Source organism: Aurantiacibacter gangjinensis (assembly GCF_001886695.1).
In the GTDB taxonomy this organism is placed as follows: domain Bacteria; phylum Pseudomonadota; class Alphaproteobacteria; order Sphingomonadales; family Sphingomonadaceae; genus Alteraurantiacibacter; species Alteraurantiacibacter gangjinensis.
Window position 1 is genome coordinate 2,214,222 of sequence record NZ_CP018097.1, and the last position, 24,901, is coordinate 2,239,122.

The 24,901-nt window shown below is 62.4% G+C and carries 31 protein-coding genes and 1 tRNA gene; 12 read left to right on the plus strand and 20 right to left on the minus strand.

All coding sequences use genetic code 11. The features are described 5' to 3' along the window. Positions 1 to 29 precede the first annotated feature (29 nt). The 3 genes from rnd to BMF35_RS10800 all read left to right on the plus strand — a co-directional run bounded on the left by rnd (position 30) and on the right by BMF35_RS10800 (position 3,360). Entirely contained in the window at positions 30 to 1,241 is a 1,212-nt protein-coding gene (gene rnd, locus BMF35_RS10790; RefSeq protein ID WP_047005945.1) for a ribonuclease D, read from the plus strand. After that, positions 1,238 to 2,134 carry a hydrogen peroxide-inducible genes activator gene (locus BMF35_RS10795; RefSeq protein WP_047005946.1) on the plus strand — a complete coding sequence of 299 codons (897 nt, stop codon included), beginning with the start codon at positions 1,238 to 1,240 and terminating at the stop codon, positions 2,132 to 2,134. Before rnd ends, BMF35_RS10795 begins: the two co-directional genes overlap by 4 nt. 62 nt (positions 2,135 to 2,196) lie before the next feature. Beyond that, positions 2,197 to 3,360, plus strand: a complete 1,164-nt coding sequence (locus BMF35_RS10800) for a serine hydrolase (RefSeq protein ID WP_052765918.1) — start codon at positions 2,197 to 2,199, stop codon at positions 3,358 to 3,360. Here BMF35_RS10800 and BMF35_RS10805 read toward each other — a convergent pair. Continuing rightward, positions 3,301 to 3,813, minus strand: a complete 513-nt coding sequence (locus BMF35_RS10805; protein ID WP_047006529.1) for a hypothetical protein — start codon at positions 3,811 to 3,813, stop codon at positions 3,301 to 3,303. The two genes, BMF35_RS10800 and BMF35_RS10805, sit on opposite strands and share 60 nt — an antisense overlap. Before the next feature lie 11 nt (positions 3,814 to 3,824). Further along, positions 3,825 to 4,433, minus strand: a complete 609-nt coding sequence (pgsA, locus tag BMF35_RS10810) for a CDP-diacylglycerol--glycerol-3-phosphate 3-phosphatidyltransferase (protein WP_047006530.1) — start codon at positions 4,431 to 4,433, stop codon at positions 3,825 to 3,827. A gap of 121 nt (positions 4,434 to 4,554) precedes the next feature. On the opposite strand from pgsA, the gene BMF35_RS10815 reads away from it, so the two are divergent. Continuing rightward, on the plus strand, positions 4,555 to 5,871 hold the full coding sequence (locus tag BMF35_RS10815; protein ID WP_047006531.1) for an MFS transporter: 1,317 nt from the start codon (positions 4,555 to 4,557) through the stop codon (positions 5,869 to 5,871). 31 nt (positions 5,872 to 5,902) lie between these two features. Here the strand turns inward: BMF35_RS10815 and BMF35_RS13670 are convergent, their stop codons facing one another. The 4 genes from BMF35_RS13670 to BMF35_RS10830 all read right to left on the minus strand — a co-directional run bounded on the left by BMF35_RS13670 (position 5,903) and on the right by BMF35_RS10830 (position 7,813). After that, a complete protein-coding gene (locus tag BMF35_RS13670; RefSeq protein WP_236781521.1) occupies positions 5,903 to 6,112 on the minus strand; it encodes a hypothetical protein in 210 nt (69 codons plus the stop codon). Between the two features lie 170 nt (positions 6,113 to 6,282). Then, on the minus strand, positions 6,283 to 7,032 hold the full coding sequence (locus tag BMF35_RS10820; protein ID WP_047005948.1) for an SDR family oxidoreductase: 750 nt from the start codon (positions 7,030 to 7,032) through the stop codon (positions 6,283 to 6,285). A gap of 117 nt (positions 7,033 to 7,149) precedes the next feature. Beyond that, positions 7,150 to 7,320, minus strand: coding sequence for a CsbD family protein (locus tag BMF35_RS10825; RefSeq protein WP_047005949.1), 171 nt, complete (start codon positions 7,318 to 7,320; stop codon positions 7,150 to 7,152). An 82-nt stretch (positions 7,321 to 7,402) separates the two neighbouring features. Beyond that, positions 7,403 to 7,813, minus strand: coding sequence for an EVE domain-containing protein (locus BMF35_RS10830; RefSeq protein WP_047005950.1), 411 nt, complete (start codon positions 7,811 to 7,813; stop codon positions 7,403 to 7,405). Between the two features lie 127 nt (positions 7,814 to 7,940). Here BMF35_RS10830 and BMF35_RS10835 point away from each other — a divergent pair, with 127 nt between their 5' ends. The 6 genes from BMF35_RS10835 to BMF35_RS10860 all read left to right on the plus strand — a co-directional run bounded on the left by BMF35_RS10835 (position 7,941) and on the right by BMF35_RS10860 (position 13,807). After that, a complete protein-coding gene (locus BMF35_RS10835) occupies positions 7,941 to 9,581 on the plus strand; it encodes a putative bifunctional diguanylate cyclase/phosphodiesterase (protein WP_047005951.1) in 1,641 nt (546 codons plus the stop codon). A gap of 55 nt (positions 9,582 to 9,636) precedes the next feature. Continuing rightward, complete coding sequence (gene dapF / locus BMF35_RS10840; RefSeq protein ID WP_047005952.1) at positions 9,637 to 10,449, plus strand: diaminopimelate epimerase; 813 nt, start codon at positions 9,637 to 9,639, stop codon at positions 10,447 to 10,449. Further along, positions 10,446 to 11,663 (plus strand): tRNA (N(6)-L-threonylcarbamoyladenosine(37)-C(2))-methylthiotransferase MtaB, encoded by a 1,218-nt coding sequence (gene mtaB, locus BMF35_RS10845; RefSeq protein WP_047005953.1) that lies wholly within the window; start codon positions 10,446 to 10,448, stop codon positions 11,661 to 11,663. Before dapF ends, mtaB begins: the two co-directional genes overlap by 4 nt. Continuing rightward, a complete protein-coding gene (gene ftsY, locus BMF35_RS10850) occupies positions 11,660 to 12,580 on the plus strand; it encodes a signal recognition particle-docking protein FtsY (protein WP_047005954.1) in 921 nt (306 codons plus the stop codon). The genes mtaB and ftsY overlap by 4 nt, the downstream gene beginning before the upstream one ends. Before the next feature lie 157 nt (positions 12,581 to 12,737). Further along, entirely contained in the window at positions 12,738 to 13,403 is a 666-nt protein-coding gene (locus BMF35_RS10855) for an inner membrane-spanning protein YciB (RefSeq protein WP_047005955.1), read from the plus strand. Next, positions 13,400 to 13,807: a hypothetical protein gene (locus tag BMF35_RS10860; RefSeq protein ID WP_047005956.1), complete on the plus strand. Its 408-nt coding sequence runs from the start codon at positions 13,400 to 13,402 to the stop codon at positions 13,805 to 13,807. Before BMF35_RS10855 ends, BMF35_RS10860 begins: the two co-directional genes overlap by 4 nt. A 183-nt stretch (positions 13,808 to 13,990) precedes the next feature. Here the strand turns inward: BMF35_RS10860 and BMF35_RS10865 are convergent, their stop codons facing one another. The 10 genes from BMF35_RS10865 to BMF35_RS10910 form a co-directional block, all read right to left on the minus strand. After that, complete coding sequence (locus BMF35_RS10865; RefSeq protein ID WP_047005957.1) at positions 13,991 to 15,883, minus strand: potassium transporter Kup; 1,893 nt, start codon at positions 15,881 to 15,883, stop codon at positions 13,991 to 13,993. Between the two features lie 91 nt (positions 15,884 to 15,974). Continuing rightward, the gene (locus BMF35_RS10870) at positions 15,975 to 16,658 is read right to left on the minus strand and encodes a hypothetical protein (RefSeq protein WP_047005958.1); all 684 of its coding nucleotides are present in this window, start codon (positions 16,656 to 16,658) and stop codon (positions 15,975 to 15,977) included. Then, on the minus strand, positions 16,655 to 17,074 hold the full coding sequence (locus tag BMF35_RS10875) for a cytochrome c-type biogenesis protein (RefSeq protein WP_047005959.1): 420 nt from the start codon (positions 17,072 to 17,074) through the stop codon (positions 16,655 to 16,657). The genes BMF35_RS10870 and BMF35_RS10875 overlap by 4 nt, the downstream gene beginning before the upstream one ends. Further along, positions 17,074 to 17,610, minus strand: coding sequence for a redoxin family protein (locus BMF35_RS10880; protein ID WP_047005960.1), 537 nt, complete (start codon positions 17,608 to 17,610; stop codon positions 17,074 to 17,076). The genes BMF35_RS10875 and BMF35_RS10880 overlap by 1 nt, the downstream gene beginning before the upstream one ends. Beyond that, positions 17,607 to 19,556, minus strand: coding sequence for a heme lyase CcmF/NrfE family subunit (locus tag BMF35_RS10885; RefSeq protein WP_047005961.1), 1,950 nt, complete (start codon positions 19,554 to 19,556; stop codon positions 17,607 to 17,609). The genes BMF35_RS10880 and BMF35_RS10885 overlap by 4 nt, the downstream gene beginning before the upstream one ends. Further along, positions 19,553 to 20,008 carry a cytochrome c maturation protein CcmE gene (gene ccmE, locus BMF35_RS10890; protein ID WP_047005962.1) on the minus strand — a complete coding sequence of 152 codons (456 nt, stop codon included), beginning with the start codon at positions 20,006 to 20,008 and terminating at the stop codon, positions 19,553 to 19,555. The genes BMF35_RS10885 and ccmE overlap by 4 nt, the downstream gene beginning before the upstream one ends. 2 nt (positions 20,009 to 20,010) lie before the next feature. Next, the gene (ccmD, locus tag BMF35_RS13675) at positions 20,011 to 20,166 is read right to left on the minus strand and encodes a heme exporter protein CcmD (RefSeq protein ID WP_156172045.1); all 156 of its coding nucleotides are present in this window, start codon (positions 20,164 to 20,166) and stop codon (positions 20,011 to 20,013) included. After that, complete coding sequence (ccmC, locus tag BMF35_RS10900; protein ID WP_047005963.1) at positions 20,163 to 20,906, minus strand: heme ABC transporter permease CcmC; 744 nt, start codon at positions 20,904 to 20,906, stop codon at positions 20,163 to 20,165. Before ccmC ends, ccmD begins: the two co-directional genes overlap by 4 nt. 79 nt (positions 20,907 to 20,985) lie before the next feature. Then, positions 20,986 to 22,050, minus strand: a complete 1,065-nt coding sequence (locus BMF35_RS10905; protein WP_047006532.1) for a Leu/Phe/Val dehydrogenase — start codon at positions 22,048 to 22,050, stop codon at positions 20,986 to 20,988. A 51-nt stretch (positions 22,051 to 22,101) separates the two neighbouring features. Next, positions 22,102 to 22,178, minus strand: a tRNA-His gene (locus tag BMF35_RS10910). A gap of 194 nt (positions 22,179 to 22,372) precedes the next feature. Between BMF35_RS10910 and BMF35_RS10915 the strand changes: the two genes are divergently transcribed. Beyond that, on the plus strand, positions 22,373 to 23,005 hold the full coding sequence (locus BMF35_RS10915; protein ID WP_047005964.1) for a prolyl hydroxylase family protein: 633 nt from the start codon (positions 22,373 to 22,375) through the stop codon (positions 23,003 to 23,005). A 12-nt stretch (positions 23,006 to 23,017) separates the two neighbouring features. After that, entirely contained in the window at positions 23,018 to 23,350 is a 333-nt protein-coding gene (locus BMF35_RS13680; RefSeq protein WP_156172046.1) for a hypothetical protein, read from the plus strand. 172 nt (positions 23,351 to 23,522) lie between these two features. Here the strand turns inward: BMF35_RS13680 and rpmE are convergent, their stop codons facing one another. The 4 genes from rpmE to fabZ all read right to left on the minus strand — a co-directional run bounded on the left by rpmE (position 23,523) and on the right by fabZ (position 24,891). Next, a complete protein-coding gene (gene rpmE / locus BMF35_RS10920) occupies positions 23,523 to 23,753 on the minus strand; it encodes a 50S ribosomal protein L31 (protein ID WP_047005965.1) in 231 nt (76 codons plus the stop codon). Between the two features lie 111 nt (positions 23,754 to 23,864). Further along, entirely contained in the window at positions 23,865 to 24,062 is a 198-nt protein-coding gene (locus BMF35_RS13790) for a hypothetical protein (RefSeq protein ID WP_052765920.1), read from the minus strand. A gap of 39 nt (positions 24,063 to 24,101) precedes the next feature. Beyond that, the gene (locus tag BMF35_RS13795; protein ID WP_052765921.1) at positions 24,102 to 24,449 is read right to left on the minus strand and encodes a hypothetical protein; all 348 of its coding nucleotides are present in this window, start codon (positions 24,447 to 24,449) and stop codon (positions 24,102 to 24,104) included. Further along, positions 24,442 to 24,891: a 3-hydroxyacyl-ACP dehydratase FabZ gene (gene fabZ, locus BMF35_RS10930; protein WP_047005966.1), complete on the minus strand. Its 450-nt coding sequence runs from the start codon at positions 24,889 to 24,891 to the stop codon at positions 24,442 to 24,444. Before fabZ ends, BMF35_RS13795 begins: the two co-directional genes overlap by 8 nt. Positions 24,892 to 24,901 lie beyond the last annotated feature (10 nt).

A 24,901-nucleotide genomic window follows, 5' to 3' on the forward strand; every position in this document is an offset into this window, starting at 1 on the left:
GAACCGGCCAGACGAGAAAAGACACACGAATGCAAATCCATCCCCTGATTACAGATACCGAAACGCTGGCCGCCCTGTGCGAGCGGCTGGCCCGGCACGATGCCGTGTGCGTCGATACCGAATTCATGCGCGAGAACACCTATTACCCGCTGCTCTGCCTCATTCAGATCGGAAACGAGGAAGAAGCAGCTGCAGTCGATCCGCTGGCGGACGGCATCGACCTGTCGCCATTGCTGGAACTGCTCACCGACAATGACGAGGTTCTCAAGGTCTTCCATGCCGGCGGGCAGGATGTAGAGATCATCTACAACCTTACCGGAAAAACGCCCTTCCCCATCTTCGACACGCAAATCGCGATGATGGCAATCAGCCAGTCCGAACAGATCGGCTACGCCAATCTGGTCGAGAGCTGGCTGGGCAAGACGATCGACAAGGGCGCGCGCTTCACCGATTGGAGCCGCCGCCCGTTGACCGATCGGCAGATCGAATATGCCATTGGCGACGTCACCTACCTTGCGCAGATTTTTCCGAAAATCCTTAAGCGGCTGGTGAAGACCGATCGCGGCCACTGGCTGGATGCGGAAATGGAGAAGCTGGCCGACCCGGCCAATTACGCCAACGATCTTGATATGGCATGGCACCGTATCCGCGCACCCGGTCGCAACCCCGCAGTGCTGGGCCGGCTGAAAGCGCTGGCCGCATGGCGAGAGACCGAGGCGCAGAGCAAGGACATTCCGCGCGGTCGCATCATCCGCGACGAGACGATGGCCGATATTGCCAGCCATCCGCCGAAGAAGCAGGCCGATCTTGCAAAGGTGCGCGGACTTTCCAATGCATGGAAAGAGAACGATATCGGCAAACGCCTGATGCGCGTCGTCAAGAATGCGGAAGCCTTGCCCGACGAGGAAATGCCGACCAAGCCCAAACGCGGTGCACCGCTGGGCAAGGAAGGCGCGCTGGTGGCGGACCTTTTGAAGCTCCTCCTGAAAATCCGCGCCCGCGAAATCGACGTAGCCAGTCGCCTGCTGACCAAGTCAGACGAGCTGGAAGCGCTGGCTGCCGGTGTTCGCAAGCTGCCGATCCTCGATGGCTGGCGGTATGAGATTTTCGGCAGGGACGCGCTCGATCTGGTGGAAGGCAAGCTGGCTTTCGCCGTTGAAAAGGGTCGGCTGAAAATGACCCACATCGACGATGTGACAAGCGGCGATGCGACCGTCCATGCCGAGGCGGAAGAGGCTTGAGCACTTACCTCCCCACCATCAAGCAGTTGCAATATCTCGTCGCGCTGCATGAGAACCAGCATTTCGGCCGTGCGGCTGAGGCAAGTTTCGTATCGCAGTCGACCCTGTCTGCCGGCATTCGCGAGCTGGAGTCGCTGCTGGGCGTGACGCTGGTGGAGCGCAGCCGCCGTGTCGTGCGCTTTACGCCGCTGGGCAATTCGGTCGTGGCCAAGGCGCACCGCGTGCTGCGCGAGACCGAAGAACTGGCCGAGATCGTGCAAGCGGCGGGCCAGCCTCTGTCGGGCGAATTGCGCATGAGCGTCATCCCCACCATCGCGCCTTTCCTGCTGCCGCAAATCCTGCCGCGCCTGCGCAAGGAGCGCCCGCAACTGAAGCTGTTCCTGCGCGAGGAGACCTCCGACCACGCCATTGAATCGCTGCATCATGGCCGCGCCGATTGCGTGCTGCTGGCCCTGCCCTTCGCCACGGGCGATGTGGAGAAAGCCACGATCAGCCAGGACGAACTCTTCGTCGCCTTTCCCGAAGGCGAGCCGGTCGATCCGCCAGCCGAAATCCCGCCCAGCATGATCGATGAAGGCCGTTTGCTGCTGCTGGAGGACGGGCATTGCCTGAAAGAGCACGCCCTTGCGGCCTGCAACCGGCCAGAGCTGCGCGCCAGTGCCACCATGATCGGCACGAGCCTGCACACGCTGGTGCAGATGGTGGATAACGGACTCGGCGTAACCATGCTGCCGAAAATGGCGATCGATGCCGGCATATTGCAGGGCACCGATATCGCCGCCCGCCCGCTGAAAGGCGCGAACACCACGCGCGAAATCGCGCTGGTCTGGCGCGCCAATTCACCGCGCGCGGACGAATTCAGGCTCCTCGCCGAGGAATTGCGCGCAGGCTGACGCGCAGCGCGACTGGTCGCGCCTTTTTCGGATAGATTGCGGGACTTGCGCATTATTCGGGTGTGAAGCCAATAAGATACATTCTTCCCCTCAGCGCCGCCCTCGCCCTCGCCGCCTGCGGTGAAGCGGAGAACTTCCAGCCGCCCGCCGGTGTCGCGTCGGACAATGGCGATGTCGCGGCAGCGGTCGACCCCGTGACCGAGGAAGAGCCTGCCGTGCCACTCGATGCGCAGATCGTTGCAGCGCGCGAGGAGCTGGAAGCCACATTGCAGGACATCGGCAAGGATTTCGGCGGATCGCTGGGCATTGCCGTCGTCGACGTGGAGCAGGACTGGCAGGCAGGCTTTAATGCCGACACTGTATTGCCACAGCAAAGCGTCAGCAAGACATGGGTCGCGCTGACCGCCATGGTGATGGCCGAGGCGGGCGAGCTCGACCTGGATGCACCGATCCGCGTGACGCGCGAGGATTTGACGCTGTTCCACCAGCCGATCCGCAAAGAAATCTTGCGCGATGGCGCCGTCATCACCGATCATGCCGACCTGATCGAGCGGGCCATCCAGCAAAGCGACAACACGGCCAACAACGCGCTGCTTCAGCGCGTGGGCGGGCCAGAAGCGATCCGCGCCATGCTGGCGGAGCAGGGGCTGGAGGGGATCCGCTTCGGTCCGGGCGAAAAGCCTATGCAGGCGGCGATTGCCGGTATGGAATGGCGCGATGCCTATTCCTACGGCAGCACCTTCTTCGATGCGCGCGACCAGGTGCCCGACAGCGTGCGCAAACGCGCGTTCGAAAGCTACTTGGCCGACCCGGTGGACGGCGCATCCGCCGCCGCCATCGCGCAGGCCTTTGCCGCCATCGTGCGCGGCGATGTGCTGTCGGAAGAGGGCGCGGACACTTTCCTCACCATCATGGCCAATACGCGCAGCGGGCCGCGCCGGTTGAAAGGCGGCCGGGAAGACGGCTGGGTCGTGTCGCACAAGACCGGCACCGGCCAGTTCTGGAACGGTATGCAGTCAGGCTATAACGATGTCGGCGTGCTCTTCGCGCCTGACAGCACGCCTTATGCCGTTGCGGTGATGATCGGCGTGACCGAGCGACCTACGCCGGAGCGCATGGAGATGATGCAATCGGTCACCCGCGCGGTGATCGCCTATCACGAGGCGTCACGCAGCGAGAGCGCCGCGGATGCGCCAGGTTCGGGCGATGAGGAAGAGGCCGGCTAGGCCGCCTACAACGTAGCTGGCTGTGTGGGCCCACGCCACGATTACGAAACGCTGGTGCCGTCCGGGCGCGATTTCCTCTGCCCAATACGGGCTGATATCGATTGCGCCGAGCGCGTAAAGCCCGCCCGCTGCCGCTCCCGCCAAAACCGCCCCGATGGCCGCGACCAGCATCACGCCAGCGACAGGCTTTCGCAGCTCGGATGCCGGGATCGGCGGCCTGCCGAAAGACCGCGCAGCTAAGGCCAGCATGATGCCAAGTATCAGCCCCACCCACCATGTCGCCAGCACGCCCCAGATAAGCGCCATCTGCACCGCTGTCGGGTCGGGCAGGATGGGGGCATGGGCGATTGTGAAATATTCAAGCGCGATATGGGCCGTCACCATGTCGTGCGCGATGCCGTAGAGAATGGCTGCCAGCACGCAGAGCGCCACGATCTTCAAGGCTTCTTTCATCGCGCTGGCGATCAATCCATGTGCTTCAGGCCGACACGCAGGTAATCCCAGCCGGTGATGACCGTGAGCGCCGCCGCTGCCCACAGGCTGATGAGGCCGACTGTGCGCACCCATTGTTCGGCTGCCGTCCGGCAGTCTTCCGCCAGCGACGCGCAAGGCGGGCCATGCACCGCCGCGCCCAAGATCAGCGCGCCCAATGCGACCAGCTGGAAAGTGGTCTTCCATTTGGCCAGTTTCGATACCGGCACGCTTACCTGCAATCCGCCGAGAAATTCGCGCAGGCCCGATACGGCGATCTCGCGAATGAGGATGATGAGGCCCGCAATCACATGGAGGTCTCCCACCACCGGCCCGCGCAACAGGCCTTGCGCCGCTAGCACCAGGATCACGGTCGCCACCATGATCTTGTCGGCAATGGGATCGAGGAAGATGCCCAGCTTGCTCACTGCGCCGCTCGACCTTGCCAGCATCCCGTCGAAATAGTCGGTAATGCCCATCAGGCAGTAAAGCGCGAAGGCAAGGTAATAGCCCAGCGCCCAGCCCGGCCACCAGAGCAGGAAGCCTAGCAAGGGCAGTGCCAGGATACGGCTGAGCGTGAGGATATTGGGCAGTGTCCACATCGTGCGCATCGCCCTAGCCGCAATTGCCCGCAGGAAAAAGCGCAAGACTTGCTGCCATTTGGGACAAATGCCGCTAGGGAGGGTGCCGGACAGCCCGGACGGGCGCTCTTACGAAGGCCCGATGTTCACCTCCATTCACTTGCTGAAGCGTCGACGCTTCCTGCCGCTTTTCTGCACCCAGTTGCTGAATGCCTTCAACGATAATCTCTACAAAACGACGATGGTGCTGTTCGTTGTCTACACGGTCTACAGCTCTGCCGACACGGAACTGATGTTTTCCAGCCTCGCCTCGGGCGTGTTCATCCTGCCGTTCTTCCTGTTGTCGGCGATTGCCGGGCAATTGGCGGATATGCGCGACAAGGCAAAGTTGATCCGGCGGATCAAGGCGGCGGAAATCGGCTTGATGTGCGTTGGCGCTGCCGGCCTGATGATGGCGTGGTACGATATCGCGGTCGATACGGTTGCCATCCCGCTGCTTATGCTGACCCTCTTCGGCACCGGCATCCAATCCGCTTTCTTCGGGCCAATCAAATACGCGATCCTGCCGCAGCATCTTCGCAAGGACGAGGTGCTGGCGGGCACGGGCCTTGTGGAAGCGGGCACGTACATCGCGATCATGACAGGGGTCATCCTGGCCGGACTGCTGGCGGAGCGCGTGGAAATCGCCGCCATCGGCATCATCGTGTTCTCGCTGATCGGCTATGCCGTGTCGCGGCAAGTGCCCCCGGCCCCGCCCGTCGCGGTGAAAGAGCCGATCGATTTCAATCCCGTCACATCCTCATGGACGATCATCAAGGCCGTGGCGGGCAATCGCGAGATTTTTCTCGCCATCATCGCCATCAGCTTTTTCTGGACCATCGGATCCGTGCTGTTCATCCAGTTCCCCCCGCTCGCCAAGAATGTGCTGATGGCCGATCCTGCGGTCGCCAGCCTGTTTCTCGTCTTCTTCTCGATAGGCGTCGCCATCGGTTCCGTGGCGGTGAACATGCTGCTGAAGGGCCGCGTGTCGGCACGCTATTCACCGCTCAGCGTAACCGTGATGGGCGTGATGGTCGTCGTGTTCTACTTCGTCTGCCGCGCCTGGAACGCCATGCTGGTGGACGAGCAGCTGATGGATGTGGGCGAGTTCCTCTCTTACCCGCTTGCCTGGGCCGTTCTGGGCAGCTTGCTGCTGGTGGCGATCTTCGGCGGCATGTTCGTGGTGCCGCTCTATGCTTTCCTCACCACCAAGGTGCCCGCCTCGCAGACCAGCCGCGCGGTAGCAGCGAACAATATCCTCAATTCCGGCGCAATGGTGGTGGGCGCATTGCTAGCGCTGGGCCTCAGCGAAGCGGGCGTGCCGCTTGCCGAGCAGTTGCTGCTGAGTGCTGCGATGTGTGTGGTGTCCGCGTGGCTGGGCATGAAGCTCTACCGCGCGGAAACGGAAGAACTGGCCTAAAACTGCGCCTGAAGCGGCGCAGCGACAGTGGTCAGGCGATGAAGGTCATGGTGGCGAGAAAGCCCGCCGTGTAGGTCGCGGCGACCGTTTCCAGATCCTTGCGCGTGATGCCGAGCGACAGGCGCTCGCGCCACGGAGCCATCGGCTCGATCTCGTTGGCACGGGCCAGAACGTGCGGTGGAAGCGAAGCCCGGTACGGGTGGCGGGCGGACTCGGTTGTGAGGACAAGTGAGCGTCTCATGATGCCGGGTTAACGATTTGCTAACCATTTGGCTCCCCGTCGGGACGGACTGTCCACACCCGGGACGGTTGATAGGTAGTCTTGCGTGCGTCTTCCCCACGCAAAAACGGCGCCACCCGCAAAGGCAGCGCCGCTTTGTAATGTGGGAAGAATCTGCCGATCTACGCCGATCAACGCATGGTCATGCCGCCATCGACGAAATACTCCGAACCGGTCACGTAGCTCGCGTGATCGCTGAGCAGGAAGAGGGCGACCTGCGCCACTTCCTTTGCTTCTCCCATCCGGCCCAGCGCGACGGAGCTTTTGATGCGGTCGATCATGTCCTCCTTCTCGTCCTCGTCGAGGCCCATGCCTTCGAAGAAGTTGGTGTCGATGGGCCCTGGCGCCACGGCGTTCACGCGAACATTGCGCGGCGCGAGGGCGCGGGCATAGGAGCGCGACAGAGCGAGATCGGCCGCTTTCGTCGCCGCATATACTGCGCCCTGAGGCTGGCCGAGATAAGGCGCGACCGAGCTGGTAAAGAGCACGGACCCGCCATCCTTCACCTCGTCCATCAGCGCGGCCATCTGCAACACCGGCCCGCGCACATTCACATTCATCATGTGATCGAACATTTCGGCATCGTTCTCGGATGGTTCGGCAAATTTGCCGTAACCGGCATTAAGCCAAAGCCCGTCGAGACCGTCCATCTGGTCTTTCACCTTTGCGGCAAGGTCTTTCGCCGCCTCGGGATCGCTCGCATCGTTGCGCAGCACCAGCGAGCCCTTGGGCAGGGAGCGGCCCGCTTCGTCGAGGTGGTCCTGGCTCGTGCCGGTCACGGCGACCTCGCCGCCTTCCTCGACGATCATCTTGGCCGCTTCGAGGCCGAAGCCGCTTGTGCCGCCGGTAATGAGGATGCGCTTGCCGTCGAACCTGTTCATGATTGTCTCCTGGTGGGGGTATGCCTCTCACAACCGAGCGGCCCGGCGCGATGTTCCAGCAAAAAGGCCGCCCCTCGGTGAGAGGAGCGGCCTTTTGTAAGGCGCAATGAGCGCCGGTTAGATGTCGTTACCCATCTTACCCTGCATTTCGCCCTTGAACTGCTGGGCTTCGCCCTTGGCTTCCTGTTTCTTGCCTTCGGCGCGCGTTTCAGGATCGTCCGACTTCTGCTTCAGATTGCCCGTGGCTTCGTTGGCGTTGCCTTTGATCTTTTCGGTAAGTTCACCCATGATGATGCTCCTGTCGGTTGTATTGGCGCGAATGCCGCGCCGCAATACACAACCAACGGATCGCCATGCGCGAAGTTCCGATTTAGCCCTCTGACATCTTTATGATTTTGGCCCATTCGTCCGGTCTTATTTCCGCCACAGACAGGCGTGACAAGCGAACCAGTTCGATGCCTTCTAGATCGGGATTGGCCTTGATCGCCTTCAGCGTCACGAAGTTCTCCAGAGGCCGCACGGGCTTCACCTTCACGGTAGGCCACTTGCCCTCGGGGTCGGTGGGATCGACCAGCCCTGCCTCGCTCACTTCGGCGATGCCGACAATCTCCAGCCCCTTGTTGGAATGGTAGAAGAAGCACTGGTCTCCCTTCTCCATGGCCTTCAGATTGTTCGCCGCGCGGTGGTTGCGCACACCGTCCCAGATCGTCTCGCCGTCCTTGACCAGCTGGTCCCACGAATACTTGAACGGTTCGGATTTTATCAGCCAGTGATTTGGCAAAGGGCACTCCTGTTTCTGTCGGCTTTCGCCTAGCGCGCTGCCGCAATTCGGGCAATTAACACAATGTTGAACTTGTTGACGGAAAAGACCCTATCGGAAATGGGGGCTTCATTCTTTGAAGCAGGACATGGACAGCGCTGATGGCCTCAAGGGCCGGGGATTGGACGCCGCCGAACGCGATGTGATCGCGCTGGGCATTGCCATTGCGGCTATCATCCTTTTCATCGGAACAGGCGGCTCCGCATTGCCGCAGGCTGTCGGTGCGCTGCTCAATGGCGGGAAAGCGCCCGACCTCTTTCTTACCAACGCCCTTCTCCTCAACATCGCCCTGCTGATTTTTGGCTGGCGCCGTTACAACGATCTGCGCCGCGAAATCAGGGAGCGCTTCGCTGCCGAACAGCAGGCGCGCGAACTGGCGGAGCGTGATGCGCTGACCGGTTGCCTCAATCGCCGCAGCGGCCCTGCCGCTATCGAAGCGCTGCGCCAGCGCCTTGCCACGCGCGGGCAGGAACTGGTCGTGCTGATGATCGACCTCGACAATTTCAAACAGATCAATGATGTGCACGGACACAAGGTCGGCGACCTCGTGCTGTCCACCATCGGCCGCAGGCTGGAAACGGCCCTGCCCGCCGACAGTGTGATCGTGCGCGTTGGCGGCGACGAGTTCGTATGCGCCTTTGCCGGTCCGCAAAATTCTCTCGAGCATATCGACAACCGCGTCGCCGCTATGATCGCGCAGGCATCGCGGCCCGTTCTTACCGACAATACCAGTGTCGAAGCGACCGTTTCTATCGGTATCACACGGAGCGACGCAGACAGGGCCGACGACAACGATGTGACGCCGGAGACGCTGATCCACCGCGCCGATATCGCCATGTATCATGCGAAGAAGCAGGGCCGTAACCGCGCGCACTGGTTCGCCGCCGAAATGGAAGACGAGCTGCGCTATCGCAACGAGCTGGAAGCGAATATCCGCGCCGCCGTCGCGAATGATGAATTCGTGCCCTTCTATGAACAGCAGGTCGATATCGGCACAGGCGAGCTGGCCGGTTTCGAAATGCTCGCCCGCTGGGACAGCCCGCGATACGGCATGGTCAGCCCGGACATTTTCATCCCGGTGGCCGAGGAAATCGACCTTATCAGCGAGCTTTCCGAAAAGCTCATGCGCAAGGCGCTGCTCGACGCTGTCGATTGGGATGCCAGCCTTACTCTCTCGGTCAACGTCTCGCCGGTACAGCTGCGCGATCCATGGTTTGCGCAAAAGCTGCTGCAACTGCTGGTGGAAACCGGATTCCCGCCCGCAAGGCTGGAAATCGAGATTACCGAAAGCTGCCTGCACGAGAATGTGAGCACCGTGCGCTCCATCGTTACCAGCCTCAAGAACCAGGGCATCCGCATTGCGCTCGATGATTTCGGCACGGGCTATTCCAGCCTGTCGCAACTGCGCACGCTGCCTTTCGACCGCATGAAGATCGATCGCAGCTTCGTATCCGAACTCGCCACCGATGGCCGTGGGCGGGAACTGGTGGAAGCCATCGTGTCGCTGGGCAAGAGCCTTGCCCTGCCGGTGACGGCGGAAGGCGTGGTGAGCAATGAAATCCTTTCCTACCTGCAATCGCTAGGTGAGATGAAAGGCCAGGGCTTTCTGTATGGCGAGCCCGCGGATGTCAAGGCCACACGCGCTTTGCTCGCATCCCTGGGCCTGCTGCGCAGTTCGCAGGACGAGGAACTGGCCTTTGAGGAATTGCCGCGCGTGAGCGTGGGCTAGGCTGCCTGCCCCGCTGACCATTGCGGTGCGCCCGCAACGCCCCTAAGTCGCCGCCATGCGGACCGATTTCATCAAGATGCACGGGCTTGGCAACGATTTCGTCGTGCTGGACGCGCGCGAAACCGCCCTGCCCGCTGCGATGACGCCCATCATTGCAGCTAAGCTGGCTGATCGGCGCGAGGGTATTGGCTGCGATCAACTGATCCTGCTCGAACCGAGCGACCAGGCCGATTTCACCATGCGCATATTCAATCACGATGGCGGCGAAGTGGGAGCGTGCGGTAACGCCGCTCGCGCGGTCGGTCTTCTGGCGGGCGGCGACGCGACTATCGCCACGGCGGGCGGCACAATTCAGACGCGCGCCAACGACGCCGGGATAGCGGTTGATATGGGAGAGCCGCGCTTCGACTGGGAAGCCATCCCGTTGGCCTATGCGATGGATACATTGTCCTTGCCGCTGGCTTGGCACGGATTGGCGAACCCGGTCGCTGTAAATGTAGGCAACCCGCACGTCGTTTTCTTCGTCGACGAGAAAGACGCTGTGGGCCTGTACTCGATCGGTCCGGACATCGAAAACGACCCGGTGTTTCCCGAACGCATCAACGTAAATGTCGCCAAGGTGTTGGACCGGCAGACCATCAAGCTGCAAGTGTGGGAGCGCGGCGCCGGCCTCACCCGCGCCTGCGGCACCGGCGCCTGCGCCACCGCGGTCGCCGCCATGCGCCGCGGGCTGACGGACCGCGATGTCACCGTTCACCTGCCAGGCGGCCCGCTGTCGATTGCCTGGAGCGACGACAATCGCATCACCATGACCGGCCCCGCGACCGAAGCCTTTCGCGGGTCTTTCCTCTGGGACGATTACGCATGAGCGGCGCGCAGGTCATCTCGCTCGGCTGCCGTCTCAACATCGCCGAAAGCGAAGGGATAGCTGCGCTGGTGGCGGGCGAGGATGATGTCGTCGTCATCAATAGTTGCGCGGTCACCACGGAAGCCGTGCGCCAGACGCGGCAGGCGATCCGTCGCGCGCGCAAGGACCGCCCCGACGCGCGTCTGCTCGTTACTGGATGCGCTGCCGATATCGAGCGCGACCAGCTGGCTGCCATGCCCGAAGTGGACGGGCTGGTGCCCAATACGCAAAAGCTGGATGCGCGTCGCTACAATCTGAGTCCCAGCGAAGGCTGGGACCTCGTTCAAACTGGCGGAAGGTCCCAGCCTGCGCTGGGACTCGCAACCGCACATACCCGCGCTTTCGTCGCCGTGCAGAATGGCTGCGACCATGCCTGCACCTTCTGCGTCATCCCGCAGGGCCGAGGGACCAGTCGCTCGCTGAGCATTGCGCAGGTGCTGCGCGAGGTGGAGCGGCATCTGGGTCAAGGCGCGCCCGAAGTCGTGCTGACCGGCGTCGACGTCACCAGCTGGGGGCACGACCTGCCCGGCTCGCCGCCGCTGGGCGAACTGGTGCGCGCCGTGCTGGACGCTTTCCCGCAATTGCAGCGCCTGCGCATGTCCTCGCTCGACGGGGTGGAAATCGACCCGCTGCTGTTCGAGCTGTTCGCTTCGGAAGAGCGGGTAATGCCGCACCTCCACCTCTCCATGCAGCATGGCAGCGACCTGATCCTGAAGCGCATGAAGCGCCGCCACCTCCGCGCTGATGCCATCGACCTTGTGCAGAGGCTGAAAGCGCGCCGCACCGATATCGCCATCGGGGCCGACCTCATCGCCGGTTTTCCGACCGAAACCTGCGCGCATCATGCCGATAATCTCTCGATCATCGACGAGCTGCAAATCGTGCACGGCCATATCTTCCCATACTCGCCGCGCCCGAACACGCCCGCCGCGCGGATGCCGCAGCTGGACAAGCCGCTGATCAAGGCGCGTGCGGCCGAATTGCGCGCCGCCGTTGCGCGCGTTCGCAGCGAATGGCTCGACACACTTGTGGGCACGCCGCAACGCGTGCTTACGGAAAAGGATGGCACCGGCTATTCACCAGCTTTCGCCCGCGTAGACGTGCCCGAAGGCACGCCCGCCGGCACCATCGTTACCGTCACGCCCAGCCGCGTCGAGGAAGGCCTACTCAAGTGAGCGAACCCAGCTGGTCCGACAAGCTCTTCGGCGGTTTCCGCAAGACATCGGACCGCCTGTCCGAAAACCTCAGCGTCGTCTCCACCGCCAAGCTGGACGATGCGACGCTCGACGATGTCGAAGATGCGCTCATTATGTCGGACCTCGGCCCGTCGGCAGCGGCCCGAATCCGCGCCAAGCTGGCGGAAAAGCGCTTCGGCCTGACCATTACCGAGCGTGAGCTGAAGGAAGCGGTGGCCGAAGAAATCGCCGCCATCCTGCGCCCCGTTGCCGTGCCGCTGGACATCGTCGCCTTCCCGCGCCCGCAGGTCATCCTGGTAATCGGCGTGAATGGCAGCGGCAAGACCACCACCATCGCCAAGCTCGGCCATTGGCTGCAGGAAGACGATTACGAGGTCATGCTGGCCGCGGGCGACACGTTCCGCGCGGCGGCCATCGGCCAGCTGAAAATCTGGGCCGAGCGTATCGGCGCGCCCATCATCACCGGACCCGAAGGAGGCGACCCGTCCGCCATCGTCTTCGACGGGGTGAAGAAGGCGACCGAGATCGGCACAGATGCGCTGATCGTGGACACGGCGGGGCGCCTGCAGAACAAGCGCGAGCTGATGGACGAGCTTGCCAAGATCCGGAAGGTCCTGGGCCGCCTCAACCCGGAAGCGCCGCACGATGTGATCCTGGTGCTCGACGCGACCAATGGCCAGAACGCGCTGAGCCAGATCGAAATCTTCAAGGAAGTGGCGGGCGTCACGGGCCTGATCATGACGAAGCTCGATGGCACTGCGCGCGGGGGCGTACTGGTGGCGGCGGCGGAGCAATACGGCCTGCCGATCCACGCGATCGGCGTGGGCGAAACGCTGGACGACCTGCGACCCTTCGACCCCGACCTTGTGGCGCGGGTGATTGCAGGGGTGGCGTAAGCTGCGAGTGGTGCCTCTCTTCCCGCTCATCCTCAGCTATCGGCATCCGCTCATCCTGAGCTTGTCGAAGGATCGTTTTTACTTTTGACCCGGCGCTTGCCAGAAGGAAAGACAGCCCTTCGACAAGCTCAGGACGAGCGGAGTTCTTCTTTCAAAAATGACATCACAATCCGAAACCAAACCGAAGTCCGGCTGGCTGAACGTCGCGGTAGATTACGGGCCGCTGCTCATCTTCTTTCTCGTTTACAAGCTGTATTCGCCGGAGAGTCCGGGCGAAGACACGGCGGGCGAAATTCTCGCCGTCATTCGCGGCACGGGCGCGTTCATTGTCGCGGCGCTTATCGCGCTTGCAATCAGCAAGTTCCGGCTAGGCAAGGTCAGCCCGATGTTGTGGCTTTCGACCGCAATGATCGTGGGGTTTGGCGCGCTGACGATCTATTTCCAGGATGAACGTTTCATCCAGTGGAAGCCGACCATCATCTATGTTCTCTTCGCCGCCGTGCTGCTGGGCGGATATGCCAGAGGCAAGTCGCTGCTGAAAATCCTGCTGGAAGCCGCGTTCGAGGGGCTGGACGATGAGGGCTGGCTAAAGCTCTCGCGCAATTGGGGTGTGTTCTTCATCGCGCTTGCCGCGCTTAACACCGCGCTGGTTTTCACCGTCAGTTTCGAGACGTGGCTTGGCGCGAAGCTGTGGCTATTCCTGCCGCTCACCTTCATTTTCACGTTCACGCAAGTGCCAATGCTGATGCGGCATGGCCTTGTCGTCGCCGATGACGAAGACGCGGCCGAAGAAGCCATCAAGGACGAGCCGCCGACCGCATGAGCGCAGAAGATTTGTCCGGCCAGTGGAGCGGTGAATATGCCTATCCGCAAGGGTTCGGCCCGGTCACGCCCTTTCTCGCGATTATCGAGGACAAGGGCGGCTACATCTCTGGTACGATTGTGGAACCGGACATGATCGGCGGCGAGACATTGGAAGCCCTCATCGTTGGCACACGCGGCGGGACAGGCGTGGATTTCACGAAGGTCTATGCGCCCAGCTTTTCGGCTCGTTACAGCAACCCGGTGGATTACGTCGGCAGCGTGCAGGATGATGGCATGACAATCCGAGGCATGTGGAGCCTGCTGGATCTGGATGGCAGGTTTGAAATGCGCCGCGAGTTTACACGCGAGGAATTGCTGGAGCGAGAGGCGGAAGCGAAAGTCCCGACTACGATCAGCCCCTAAATCGCTGTCCTACATAGCTGGGGAGCGACCATGGCTGCGCGCATGGATCACTTTCGGCAGTTCAAATTTCTCGGCAAAGTGTCAACTTCGCTTTCGGCGTTTAACCTGCTGGCGAAGAACGCTTTTGCGGCGAAATACGGCATCGTCACGATGTCAACTTTGTCAAGCGGCAGACGCGTGGGATCAGATTTCCACCTGGCTGCCCAGCTCGACCACGCGGTTGGTGGGTAGGCGGAAGAACTCCATCGGCGTCGCCGCGTTGCGCATCATCCACGCAAACAGCTTCTCGCGCCATACGGCCATGCCGGGATTGTCCGCTGCCAGCAGCGTCTGCCGGCTGAGGAAGAAGCTGGTCTGCATCATGTCGAACGGACCGCCGCACATTTCGCGGCGTTGCAGTGCGGCAGGCACATCGGTTTCCTGCATGAAGCCATAGTTCAGGATCACGCGGAAGAAGCCGTCCCCAAGCTCTTCGATGCTACATCGGTCGACCTCGTCGACATAGGGCACATCGCGGATGTTGACCGTCAGCACGACGACCCGTTCATGCAGAACCTTGTTGTGCTTGATATTGTGCAGCAGCGCGGAGGGCGTACCCTTGCTGCCGGAGTTCATGAAAATCGCCGTGCCCGGCACGCGCGCCGTGCTGGACCTGGCGGATTTGGCAAAGATATCGAGCGGCAGCCCCGCTTCCGTCATCCGCCCGCGCATCAGCTTTCGCCCGCGCGCCCATGTCGTCAGCAGAGTGAACGCGATGGCGCCCACCATCAGCGGGAACCATCCCCCATCGGGCACCTTGGTCAGGTTCGCCGCGAAATAGGCACCATCCACGATCAGGAAGACCAGCACCACAGGAATGGCGATCCATCGCGGCCATTTCCACACGCCGATGAACAGCACCGCCATCAGCAGCGTGTCGATGGTAACGGCGCCCGTCACCGCGATGCCATAGGCCGATGCGAGGTTCGACGAGTTCTGGAAGGTCAGCACGAGGATGATGACCGCCACCATCAGCGCCCAGTTGATGCTGGGAATGTAGATCTGGCCGGAATGTTCGTCCGATGTGTGGCGGATCGACAGGCGCGGCACGAAGCCGAGCTGGATTGCCTGGTGGGTGATGCTGAACGCGCCGGAGATCACTGCCTGGCTGGCGATGAAGGTGGCGCAAGTGGCAAGGATAACCAGCGGCAAGCGATAGGCTTCATCCGCGAGGAAGAAGAACGGGCTCATGATCGCTTCTTCGGCCAGCGGCTCGGGCAGGCCCATAATCATGGCGCCTTGGCCGAAGTAGTTCAGCACCAAGCACGGCATCACGAAGCCGAACCAGCTCAACCGCATCGGGCCGCGACCGAAATGGCCCATGTCCGAATAAAGGGCCTCTGCTCCGGTCACCGCCAGGACGACCGAGCCGAGGGCAAGGAAGGCGAACCAGCCATCGGTGATGAAGAACTGCACGGCGTACCACGGGTTCAGCGCCCACAGAATTTCCGGCGTGTTCCAGATCTGCCCGATGCCCAGCACCGCGATCACAGTGAAGTAGATCATCATCACTGGCGCAAACATCGCGCCAACTTTCGCCGTACCGCGCTGTTGCAGCACAAACAGGCCGACCAGCAGCACCAATGCGATGGGGATGACGTAGGGCTGCAATCCGCGGTCCACCACGGTCAGCCCCTCCACTGCCGAGAGCACGGAAATGGCGGGCGTGATCATGCTGTCGCCGTAGAACAGCGCCGTTGCGAAAACGCCCAGCAGCACGACCAGCCAGCCGAACTTGCTCTTGTCCAGCGTGCGCGAAAGCAGCGCGACCAGCGCCAGGCTGCCGCCCTGCCCGTTATTGTCCGCCCGCATCAGGATGGTGACATACTGGATCGCGACGACCAGCGTCATCGACCAGAAGATCAGGCTGACCACGCCGAGAATGTGCAAATCGTCGATCGGCAGCGTGTGCGCACCGCGAAAGGTTTCGCGAAAGGCGTAAAGCGGGGACGTGCCGATATCGCCGAACACGATGCCGATGGCACCTGCGGCGAGTTTCAGCTTGGCGGAGTCCCGATCCTGTGCGGCTGCACTCATATGGATTTAAAGCCCATGTGGCCCGTTTGAAACGGCGAAGCGCGCGCGGTAGCAGTCCTTGTCGCGCGCCGCAACATTGTGCGGCGCAGCATCAGGGGGTGTCTGCGAATTGTTCAGGTGCGGCATTTGTTTGCGGCGGCATCTGGCCGCTCGTGGCAGCGATGGCCGCGTCGATCCGCTGGAGCTGGAAAACGAACAGATCGCGACCCGCGGCGTCGCCTGCGCCCTGCTCCAGCGCGTCCGCCCATGTCTCGCGCGCGTCCATCAGCCTGCCCTGCCGTGCCAGTGACAGGCCAATGAAGTAACCGGGGGCCAGATTGTCCGGCTTTGCCATGGCAGCGCGCTGGAAGGCATGCAGCGATGCGCGCGACAGCGTTCCGTCGGCATGTTCGGTGAGCGCGATGCCCTGCGCCAGCCATGCCTCGAAATCCTGCGGGTCTTCGCGGGTGACACGGGTCAACAATTGCGCCGCCTCGGCATAGCGACCGCGCCGCGCCATGGCATCGGAGGTGACGAGAATATCGGCGCGCGAGGCTTCGCCCTCGCTCACGAATTCGCGCCTCGCCTCGACGACATCGAAAAGCTGGTCTTCGCTGGCAGTGGCGGCGGATTTGGGAGCGGCGGGGAGATCCGGATTGGCCTGCAGCGCATAGCCTGCAAGCCCGAAGGCGAGGATTGCGCCGAGGCTGGTCCATACCGCGCGCGGCAGGTCGAACAAAAACACGGCGAGCGCGAATGCGCCCAGCGCCAAGGCGATAACCAGCAGCCAGGTCATGCGGTATCGCTCGACCGGTGGCGCTTGAAGCGGCGCAGCATGATGCCGCCTGCCAGCAGCAGCACCAGCACCGGCAGCACGAAAAGCGGCCATGTGGTCGCGCTGATTTGCGGCTCGAAGGTCACATAATCACCGTAGCGGCTGACCAGCCAGTCGCGCACTTCGTCGGGACTCTCGCCCGCGGCGATGCGGCTGCGGACCTGGTGGCGCATGTCACCCGCCATGGGCGCATCGCTATCGGCGATGGACTGGCTCTGGCATTCGAGGCAACGCAGCTCGTACATCAGCTCTCGCGCTTCGGCTTCCAGCGCGGGGTCTTCAAGCTGGGTGTAGGCATAGGGCGCGGGCGGCACGCGGTCCTGCGCTGCAACTGGCATCGCGATCAATGCCAACGCTATCAAGGCAACCCAGCGCATCACCCGCCCGCCTTTCGCAATTCTTCGAGCAGCACCGGCACATCGCTGTCGCGTATATCGCCGATATGCTGGTAGGTGATCACGCCATTGCCATCGACCACGAAAGTCTCCGGCACGCCGGAGGAGCCGAGCGCGAGCTGCACTTCGGAGATATCGTCGCGCCCGATGCGGGTGAAGGGATTGCCGTAATTCTGCAGGAAGCGCTCGACGTCCTCGGGCCGGTCACGGATGGCGACGGCGACGATCTGCGCGCCCTGCCGCTCCAGCGCTTCCAGCTGCGGTGCTTCTGCCGCGCACGGAATGCACCAGCTGGCGAAGACATTCAGCAGCTTGGGCGTGCCATCGGCCAAGTCCGCGCTGGAAAGGCCCGGCCGACTATCGACCATCGCGTCCAGTGCGAAAGCAGGTATCGCTTCACCCACCATCGCGCTTTGCACGAAGTCGTTTTTCGGCTGAGACAGTTGGTAGGCGAAAAGGCCGAAGACCAGTGCGACCACGCCGACAATGGACCAGAGCGTATAGCGAAGCCGCCTCACAGCGCGGCCTCCTCTGCCCGGCGCGCGGCGATGCGGCGCGTGGCCGTGCGGCGGCGCACATCGCCGGTCACGCGGCCCAGCAGCGACAGCACACCGCCCAGCGCAATCAGCAGGCCGCCATACCAAATGAAGGTCACAAAGGGCTTCCACCACAGGCGCAGCTGCCAACGTCCGTCATCCGCCTGATTGCCGATGGCGACATACAGCTGCCCGTTCCAGCGCGTGACGAGCGCCACTTCGCTGGTTTCCATCACCGGCGTCCAGAAACTGCGTGATTGCGGCTGGGCCGGGACAGGCTCGGCGCCTCGGTAGGACACCAGAAGATCGCCCTGCATCGCTGTCCAGTTCGGCCCGGCGACCGGGCTGACCGCGGCGAGTGTCGCATTCCATGGGCCGACTTCGACCGTCTGCCCGGGGCGCGCCGCGACCAGACGCTCCTGCTGGAAGGCGGTGTCGGATGCCATGCCGAAGAGCGCCACGGCGATTCCGAAATGGGCAATACACATGCCCCATACGGGTAATGGCAGGCGGCGCAGGTTGCGGCCCCGCAAAGGCATGACGCTTGCGATTGCCACGCCGGCCGCCAGCGCAAGGCCCAGCAATGGCAGGATGCCGATATCGCTCAACAACCACGCAAGCAGTAGCGCCGCGAGCGCGGCTACGACTGCGATCATGACGGGCAGGCGGATGCGCGTAAAACTGTCCTTCCGCCAACGCAGCAGTGGGCCAACCATCAGCACCACCAGCATGGGCAGGAAGAACACCGCGCTGACGGGATTGAAGTATGGCGGCCCCACAGAGACGCGCACATTGAAGGCTTCGGTCAGCAGGGGATACAGCGTGCCGAGCAGTACGATACCGAGAATGGCGGACAGGCCGACATTGTTCACCACCAGCGCGCCTTCGCGGCTGAGCAGGGCGAAGCGCTTGCCCTCCGCAATCGTATTGGCGCGCAGGGCGAAAATCACCAGCGCGCCGCCGATATACAGGATGAGCAGGCCAAGGATGAAGCTACCGCGCTCCGGATCGACGGCAAATGCGTGCACCGATGTCAGAATGCCCGATCGCACCAGGAAGGTGCCGAGCATACTCATCGAAAAGGCGACGACGCCAAGCATGATGGTCCATGTCCGCAAGGCATCGCGCGCGGCAAGCACGCTGACCGAATGCAGCAATGCCGTCGCCGCCAGCCATGGCATAAGCGAGGCGTTCTCAACAGGATCCCAGAACCACCAGCCGCCCCAGCCCAGCTCGTAATACGCCCAGTAGGAGCCGGCTACGATGCCCACGGTCAAGAACACCCACGCGCCGAGCACCCATGGCCGCATCACCTTGGCGAAATCGGGCGTGACATTGCGCGTCAGCAGCGCGCCCACGGCAAAGCTGAAGGCCACCGACAGGCCGACATAGCCGATGTATAGCGTGGGCGGATGGAAGGCGAGACCGATATCCTGCAGGAGCGGGTTGAGGCCATTCCCCTCGACCGGCGCGGGGTCGAGCCGCTCGAACGGGTTGGAAGACAGCAGCAGGAAGGCGAAAAAGCCGAGCGCCACGAATGCCTGCGCACTCAATGTCGCCATCATGGTGCGTTCGGGCAGGCGACGCTCGACATTGGCGATCAGCCCGCCTGCCATGGCCATGACCGTGACCCACAAAAGCATGGAACCTTCGTGATTGCCCCACGCGCCCGACAGCTTGAAGATCATCGGCTTGAGCGAATGGGAATTGGACGCGACCAGTTTTACCGAAAGGTCGGTAATGGCGAAGACCCACAGCAGCGCGCCGAAGGCTGTCATGCAAAGCAGCGCCTGCAAGATCGCCGCCGGGCGCACCAAGGCCACTAGCTGCGCATCCTCGCGCCGCGCGCCGATGAAACCGCCCAGCAGTTGCAGCACGGCAAGGGCGGCAGCCAGCCAGAGCGCAGCGAGGCCGATCTCGGCGATCACTCGACCGTTTCCTGCACTTCTTCGCGGATTTGCTCTGTCGTCATGCCTTCCAGCTCGCGCGGCATGTAATTCTCGTCATGCCGGGCAAGAAGATTGTCAGCGACGAACGTGCCGCTGGCATTCATGCTGCCATCGGCGACAACGCCGCTGCCTTCCACGAACAGGTCGGGCAGTATGCCGGTATAGGTGACAGGCACGCGCGCCTCGCCGTCCTGCACCACGAATTGCACCGTTACCCCGTCTTCCTGCGTGGCGATGGAGCCGTGCTCCACCATCCCGCCAAGGCGAATGGCGCGCCCTGCCTCTGGCGGGTCGGCTGCGATGTCTGCGGGCACGTAGAAATAGCTCGCCTGGTCACGCAAGGCGACGGTCGCGAGCAGCCCGGCACAGATAATGGCCACCAGTGCAAGGCTCAGCAGCACGAGCCGCTGGTGTTTCGGTTTCAGACCCATGCTCACTTGCCACGTGCCTTGCTGCCCTTTGCGCGGTCCCGGCGGGTCTCCGCGCGCCGCATGGCGATCCAGCTGCCGATGACCAGGGCCAGCATCGCTACGATCGTCACCGCGTAGGACGCGTTTACGAATAGCATGTGATCCAGCGATTCCCTCACGACGCGGCCTGCGTTCGCATCGTCGCCTGCTGGGCCTTGCGCCGCAAACGCGCTTCGGCCTGCATGTCGGCAAGGATGGCGCGCATCCGCGCCAGCACCACGCCGCCGAACAGCAGCGAGAAGCCGATTACAGCCGCCAGCAGGGGCCAAAGATAGACAGCGTCAATCGCGCTGCCGCCCGCAGTAATGCTGGGCGGCTGGTGCAGCGAATTCCACCACACGACAGAGCGGTTGATGATCGGGATGTTGATCGCGCCCACCAGTCCGAAGATCGCGGCAATCCGGCTCGGCTGACCTTCACGGGCCAGCGCGTTCGACAGCGCCATGTAGCCGAAATAGAGGAACAGCAGCACCAGCATGGATGTAAGACGACCGTCCCACTCCCACCACGTGCCCCAGGCAGGCCGCCCCCAGATGGAGCCGGTGGCAAGACAAATCGCCGCAAACACCGCGCCCGGCAGGGCGGCCGCGCGCGCGGCGATGGCCGCCAGCGGGTGCCGCCAGACCAGTTCCACGAGGCTGGCGATGGCGATGGCCATCCACCCGCCCATGCCCAGCCATGCCGCTGGCACATGCACGAACAAGATACGCACCAGATCGCCCTGCAAGGCGTCTGGTGGCACCTGTGTATAGCCCCACAGCAGCGCCGCACCGGTCACCAGAAAGCCGCCCACCAGCAAGAGCGGGGTCAGCCACTTGGCGATCCTCAGAAAGCGGGCAGGATTGGCGAAGCCGTGCATAATTCGTCGGAAAACTCGTCACGCAGCATGTAGGGAAGCGGCGCGGCGGGAACAAGCAAAACCGACCGTTTCGCGCGGCTCAGTTTCGCCCGATGAGCGCCTGCGCCATCGCATCGGCCACTTCGTTGGAAGGCCGTCCGCCCGCAGCGCTTTCTTCCCAGATGGCATTCAGGCGACCCGGGATCTGGGCGATGCGCTTGCGCACTTCGTTGATATCACAAGGCTCGCCATGCTGGCGGCACAGATATTCGAGGCTGACATTGATGATGCCGCCTGCATTGATGACATAGTCCGGCGCATAGAGAATGCCGCGATCGTGCAGCAGCCGGCCATGTTCGGGCCGCGCCAGTTGGTTGTTCGCGCCGCCTGCCACCACTTGGCAGTCAAGCCGTGCAATGCCCTCATCGTCGAGGATGGCGCCCAGGGCATTGGGGCTGAACACATCGCAAGTGGTCGACATGATCTGGTCGGCAGCGACGGCCTCGCCATCCAGCTCGTCGGCCAGCGCCTTCGCGCGCTTGTCATCGACATCGGCCATCGTCAGGCGCGCGCCGTCCTTTGCCAGCAGGCGAGCCACGCCGCCGCCGACAGAACCTACGCCCTGGATGGCGACATGCACGCCGTCCATGCTGTCCTTGCCGATCTTGTGCGCCACGGCGGCCTTGATGCCGTGATAGATGCCCATGGCGGTGAACGGGCCCGGATCGCCGCCCGCGTCGTCTTCATCCACGGGCAGGCCGCACACATGCTGCGTGCGCGTGGCCACCGCCACCATATCGTCCACCGTCGCGCCGACATCTTCGGCGGTGACATATTGCCCGCCCATCGCTTCCACCGCATCGCCGAAAGCATGAAGCATGGCAGTCGTCTTTTTGCCGCCTGCATCCAGCAGCACGACGGCCTTGCCGCCGCCCATGGGCAGGCCGGCCATCGCGTTTTTGTAGCTCATACCGCGCGACAGGCGAAGCGCATCGCGCATGCCGTTCGCGGGGTCGGCATAATGCCAGAACCGCGTGCCGCCAGCGCCGGGGCCGAGATGGGTGGAATGCAGCGCGATAATGGCGGTGAGGCCCGATGCGCGATCATGCACGACCTCGACCCGCTCATGCTCGTCAAAATCCGCTTCTGTCCAGAATGCCGGCATCGTATTCCCGCCCATATCAGCTGCATTATTGGCAGGGATGCTGGGGAGAAATGGGGCGATCGAGGGGTCTCGAACCCCCGACCTCCGGTACCACAAACCGGCGCTCTAACCAACTGAGCTACGATCGCCACATCGCACAGCACGCATGCCGAGATGCGCGGCTGTAGTGCCCTCGCCCCGCCGGTCAAGCGGCTTTCGGGGCGGGCGCTGGCCTGTTGCACAAGTGGCCGCTCGAGCAAAGCGAAAAGTGCGCTGACAGCCTCATAACGCAAGAAAATTACATCACTTGGAGAGCGCCGCGCCCTCGCCTATCAGCGTGCCGATGACGAATCCGGGCGAAACCACCGTCGAGCACCTGATGGCGAACGGCAATATGCGCCGCGTGCCGAGCGAGCGGCTGGTCTTGCTCGACCATCCAGACTTCCTGCCCGCGGATCTCTGCACAGACCTCATCGCCCTGATCGACAAGGATCGCCGCCCCTCCACCATCGCCGATGCCAATGGCGACAACTATTTCCGCACTAGCGAAACCTGCGACCTCTCGCCGGATGAGCCTGCCGTTAAACACCTTGAAAAGCGGCTATTCGCATTGAACGGCATCGATCCTGCCCATGGCGAACCGGTGCAGGGACAGCGCTATGCCGTGGGGCAGGAGTTCAAGGGCCACACCGATTTTTTCGAACCGAACGGCCCGGATTTCGACAAGTTCTGCAGCGTTGCCGGCAATCGCACCTGGACCTTCATGATCTATCTGAACGACGTGGAAGCTGGCGGCGGTACGCGGTTCAAGGTCATCAAAAAGACCTTCCAGCCTGAAACCGGCAAGCTGGTATGCTGGGACAATCACCGCGCAGACGGCTCGCTCAACACCGCGACACTCCATCACGGGATGAAAGTGCGCAAGGGCGTGAAATACGTGATCACCAAATGGTATCGGGAAAAGCCGTGGGGATAGAGGAGATAAGCGTTGAGAGGACTTTTTGATATCCAACGAGCAATGTTTCCATACGGTATGGCGAGAAACCGCGACGGAAGCTGGACATTTTTTAATCGGAACTACAAGTGTTTAGGAACAATTACCGACGAATGGTCGGAGTGGGATGATCCAAAGCACAAAATGAATATCAAAGGCCTTGGCCCAGCAAATCTCGCAAAGCTCGATGTTCATGGCGAGGGTTCAGGGAAAACGATATATTTCTACAATGACGGCTGCGTGCCGACCGCTTCAAAAGCAAATATGGACGCTTACCTCTCAAAATTAAAACTTTTGATGTCGTTGAAAGCTGAGCCGACAGGATGAAATGATCCGGTCGCGGTCGTGGTAGCAGTTACTGCTCCTACTCGGGCCGCCTGAAGATACGTCGCTTAATGGGTGGGATTTCAGATTAGCCACCGGCACACCAATCGTCACCAATTGAAACAAAAAGGGCGCCCCGCCGGGACGCCCTTTGGAAACGCGAAAGCGAAGCCGGTTAGCCGGACTTCTTCAGCGACAGACCGCCGAAACGCTTGTTGAACTTTGCCACACGGCCGCCATCTTGGATACGCTGCGGACCGCCGGTCCATGCCGGGTGGCTGGTGGGGTCGATTTCGAGGTTCATCGTATCGCCCTCTTTGCCCCAGGTGCTCTTCGTCTGGAACTCGGTGCCGTCGGTCATCTTGACCGTAATCATGTGGTAATCGGGATGCGTATCGGCCTTCATGGCGTAGTGTCCTTTATGGTGCGAACCGGTTCCGACCGGCTCTCCAATTTCAGAAAGAGCGCGCCTTACATAAGCGCCGCCCGATTAGCAAGCGAAGTCCGGCCCGCGCTGTCAGTCGGCCATCAGCGCGTCGATCCGCGCCTGTATCGCTTCCAGAGCAGCGTCCTGTTCTTCAAGCGAAGGCACGCTGGCGCCCGCGCGAAGGCCATCGGTCAACAGTTCGCGATCGTAAGGCTCACGCGTCACCGGTTCGCCCTGACGCGAAATCGACTGCGTGCCGTAAATCTGTTCGGCACCGGTGGCCTGCAAATATCGGTCGAGCGTGGCTGCGGCGATCCAGCTGGCGCGTTAATGGCCTAGCCCGATGGCATGAACCGCCAGAGCATGGGCTAGCAGGTAGTCACGCGGCTCCGAACCATGCTGGAAGATGAAAGCGGCGTGCCAATAATCCTGCCCGGTGCGCAATTCGCCTGCATCGAGCAATTCGCGGGTTCGCGCCCGGCGCTGTGCGTTTTCCTGCGCGACCACGGTCCAATCCACGCCCGGCGTGCTGCGCGCGCTTTGGTCCTGGGCGAACATCTCCGCCATTTCGGCGTTATCAGCAGTCTGCTCGACAGCAACGGTGTCTTCTTGCGCAAGCGCGATGACAGGACAGCACAATGCCGCAGCGGCGAGGATCGCGGCTCCTTTAAGCATCCGCGATCATCGCCGTGATGCTGACTTCGCAGGTCACCTTGCCATCGACGCTGGCGCGGCAATCGAACTTGCACACCTTGCTGCGCTGCTGGGTGAACTTGCTTTCCAACGTCAACAGGCAGCCCGGCTCTACCGGCGCGCGGAACTTGGCGTTCTCGATCGCCATGAAATAGACGAGCTTGCCCGTGCCGGCCAATTCCAGCGTCTCGATGCCGAGGATGCCGCTGGCCTGCGCCAGCGCCTCCACCTGCAACACGCCGGGCATGATCGGGCGACCGGGGAAATGCCCCTGGAAGAATTGCTCGTTCATGGTCACGCCCTTGATCGCGGTGATGCTCTCACCCTTCACAAGATGGCTGACCCTGTCGACCAGCAGCAGCGGATAACGATGCGGCAGGGCCTCGAGGATTTTTACGACGTCGTAGTCAGGCGTCTCGCTCATGGCCCTGCCC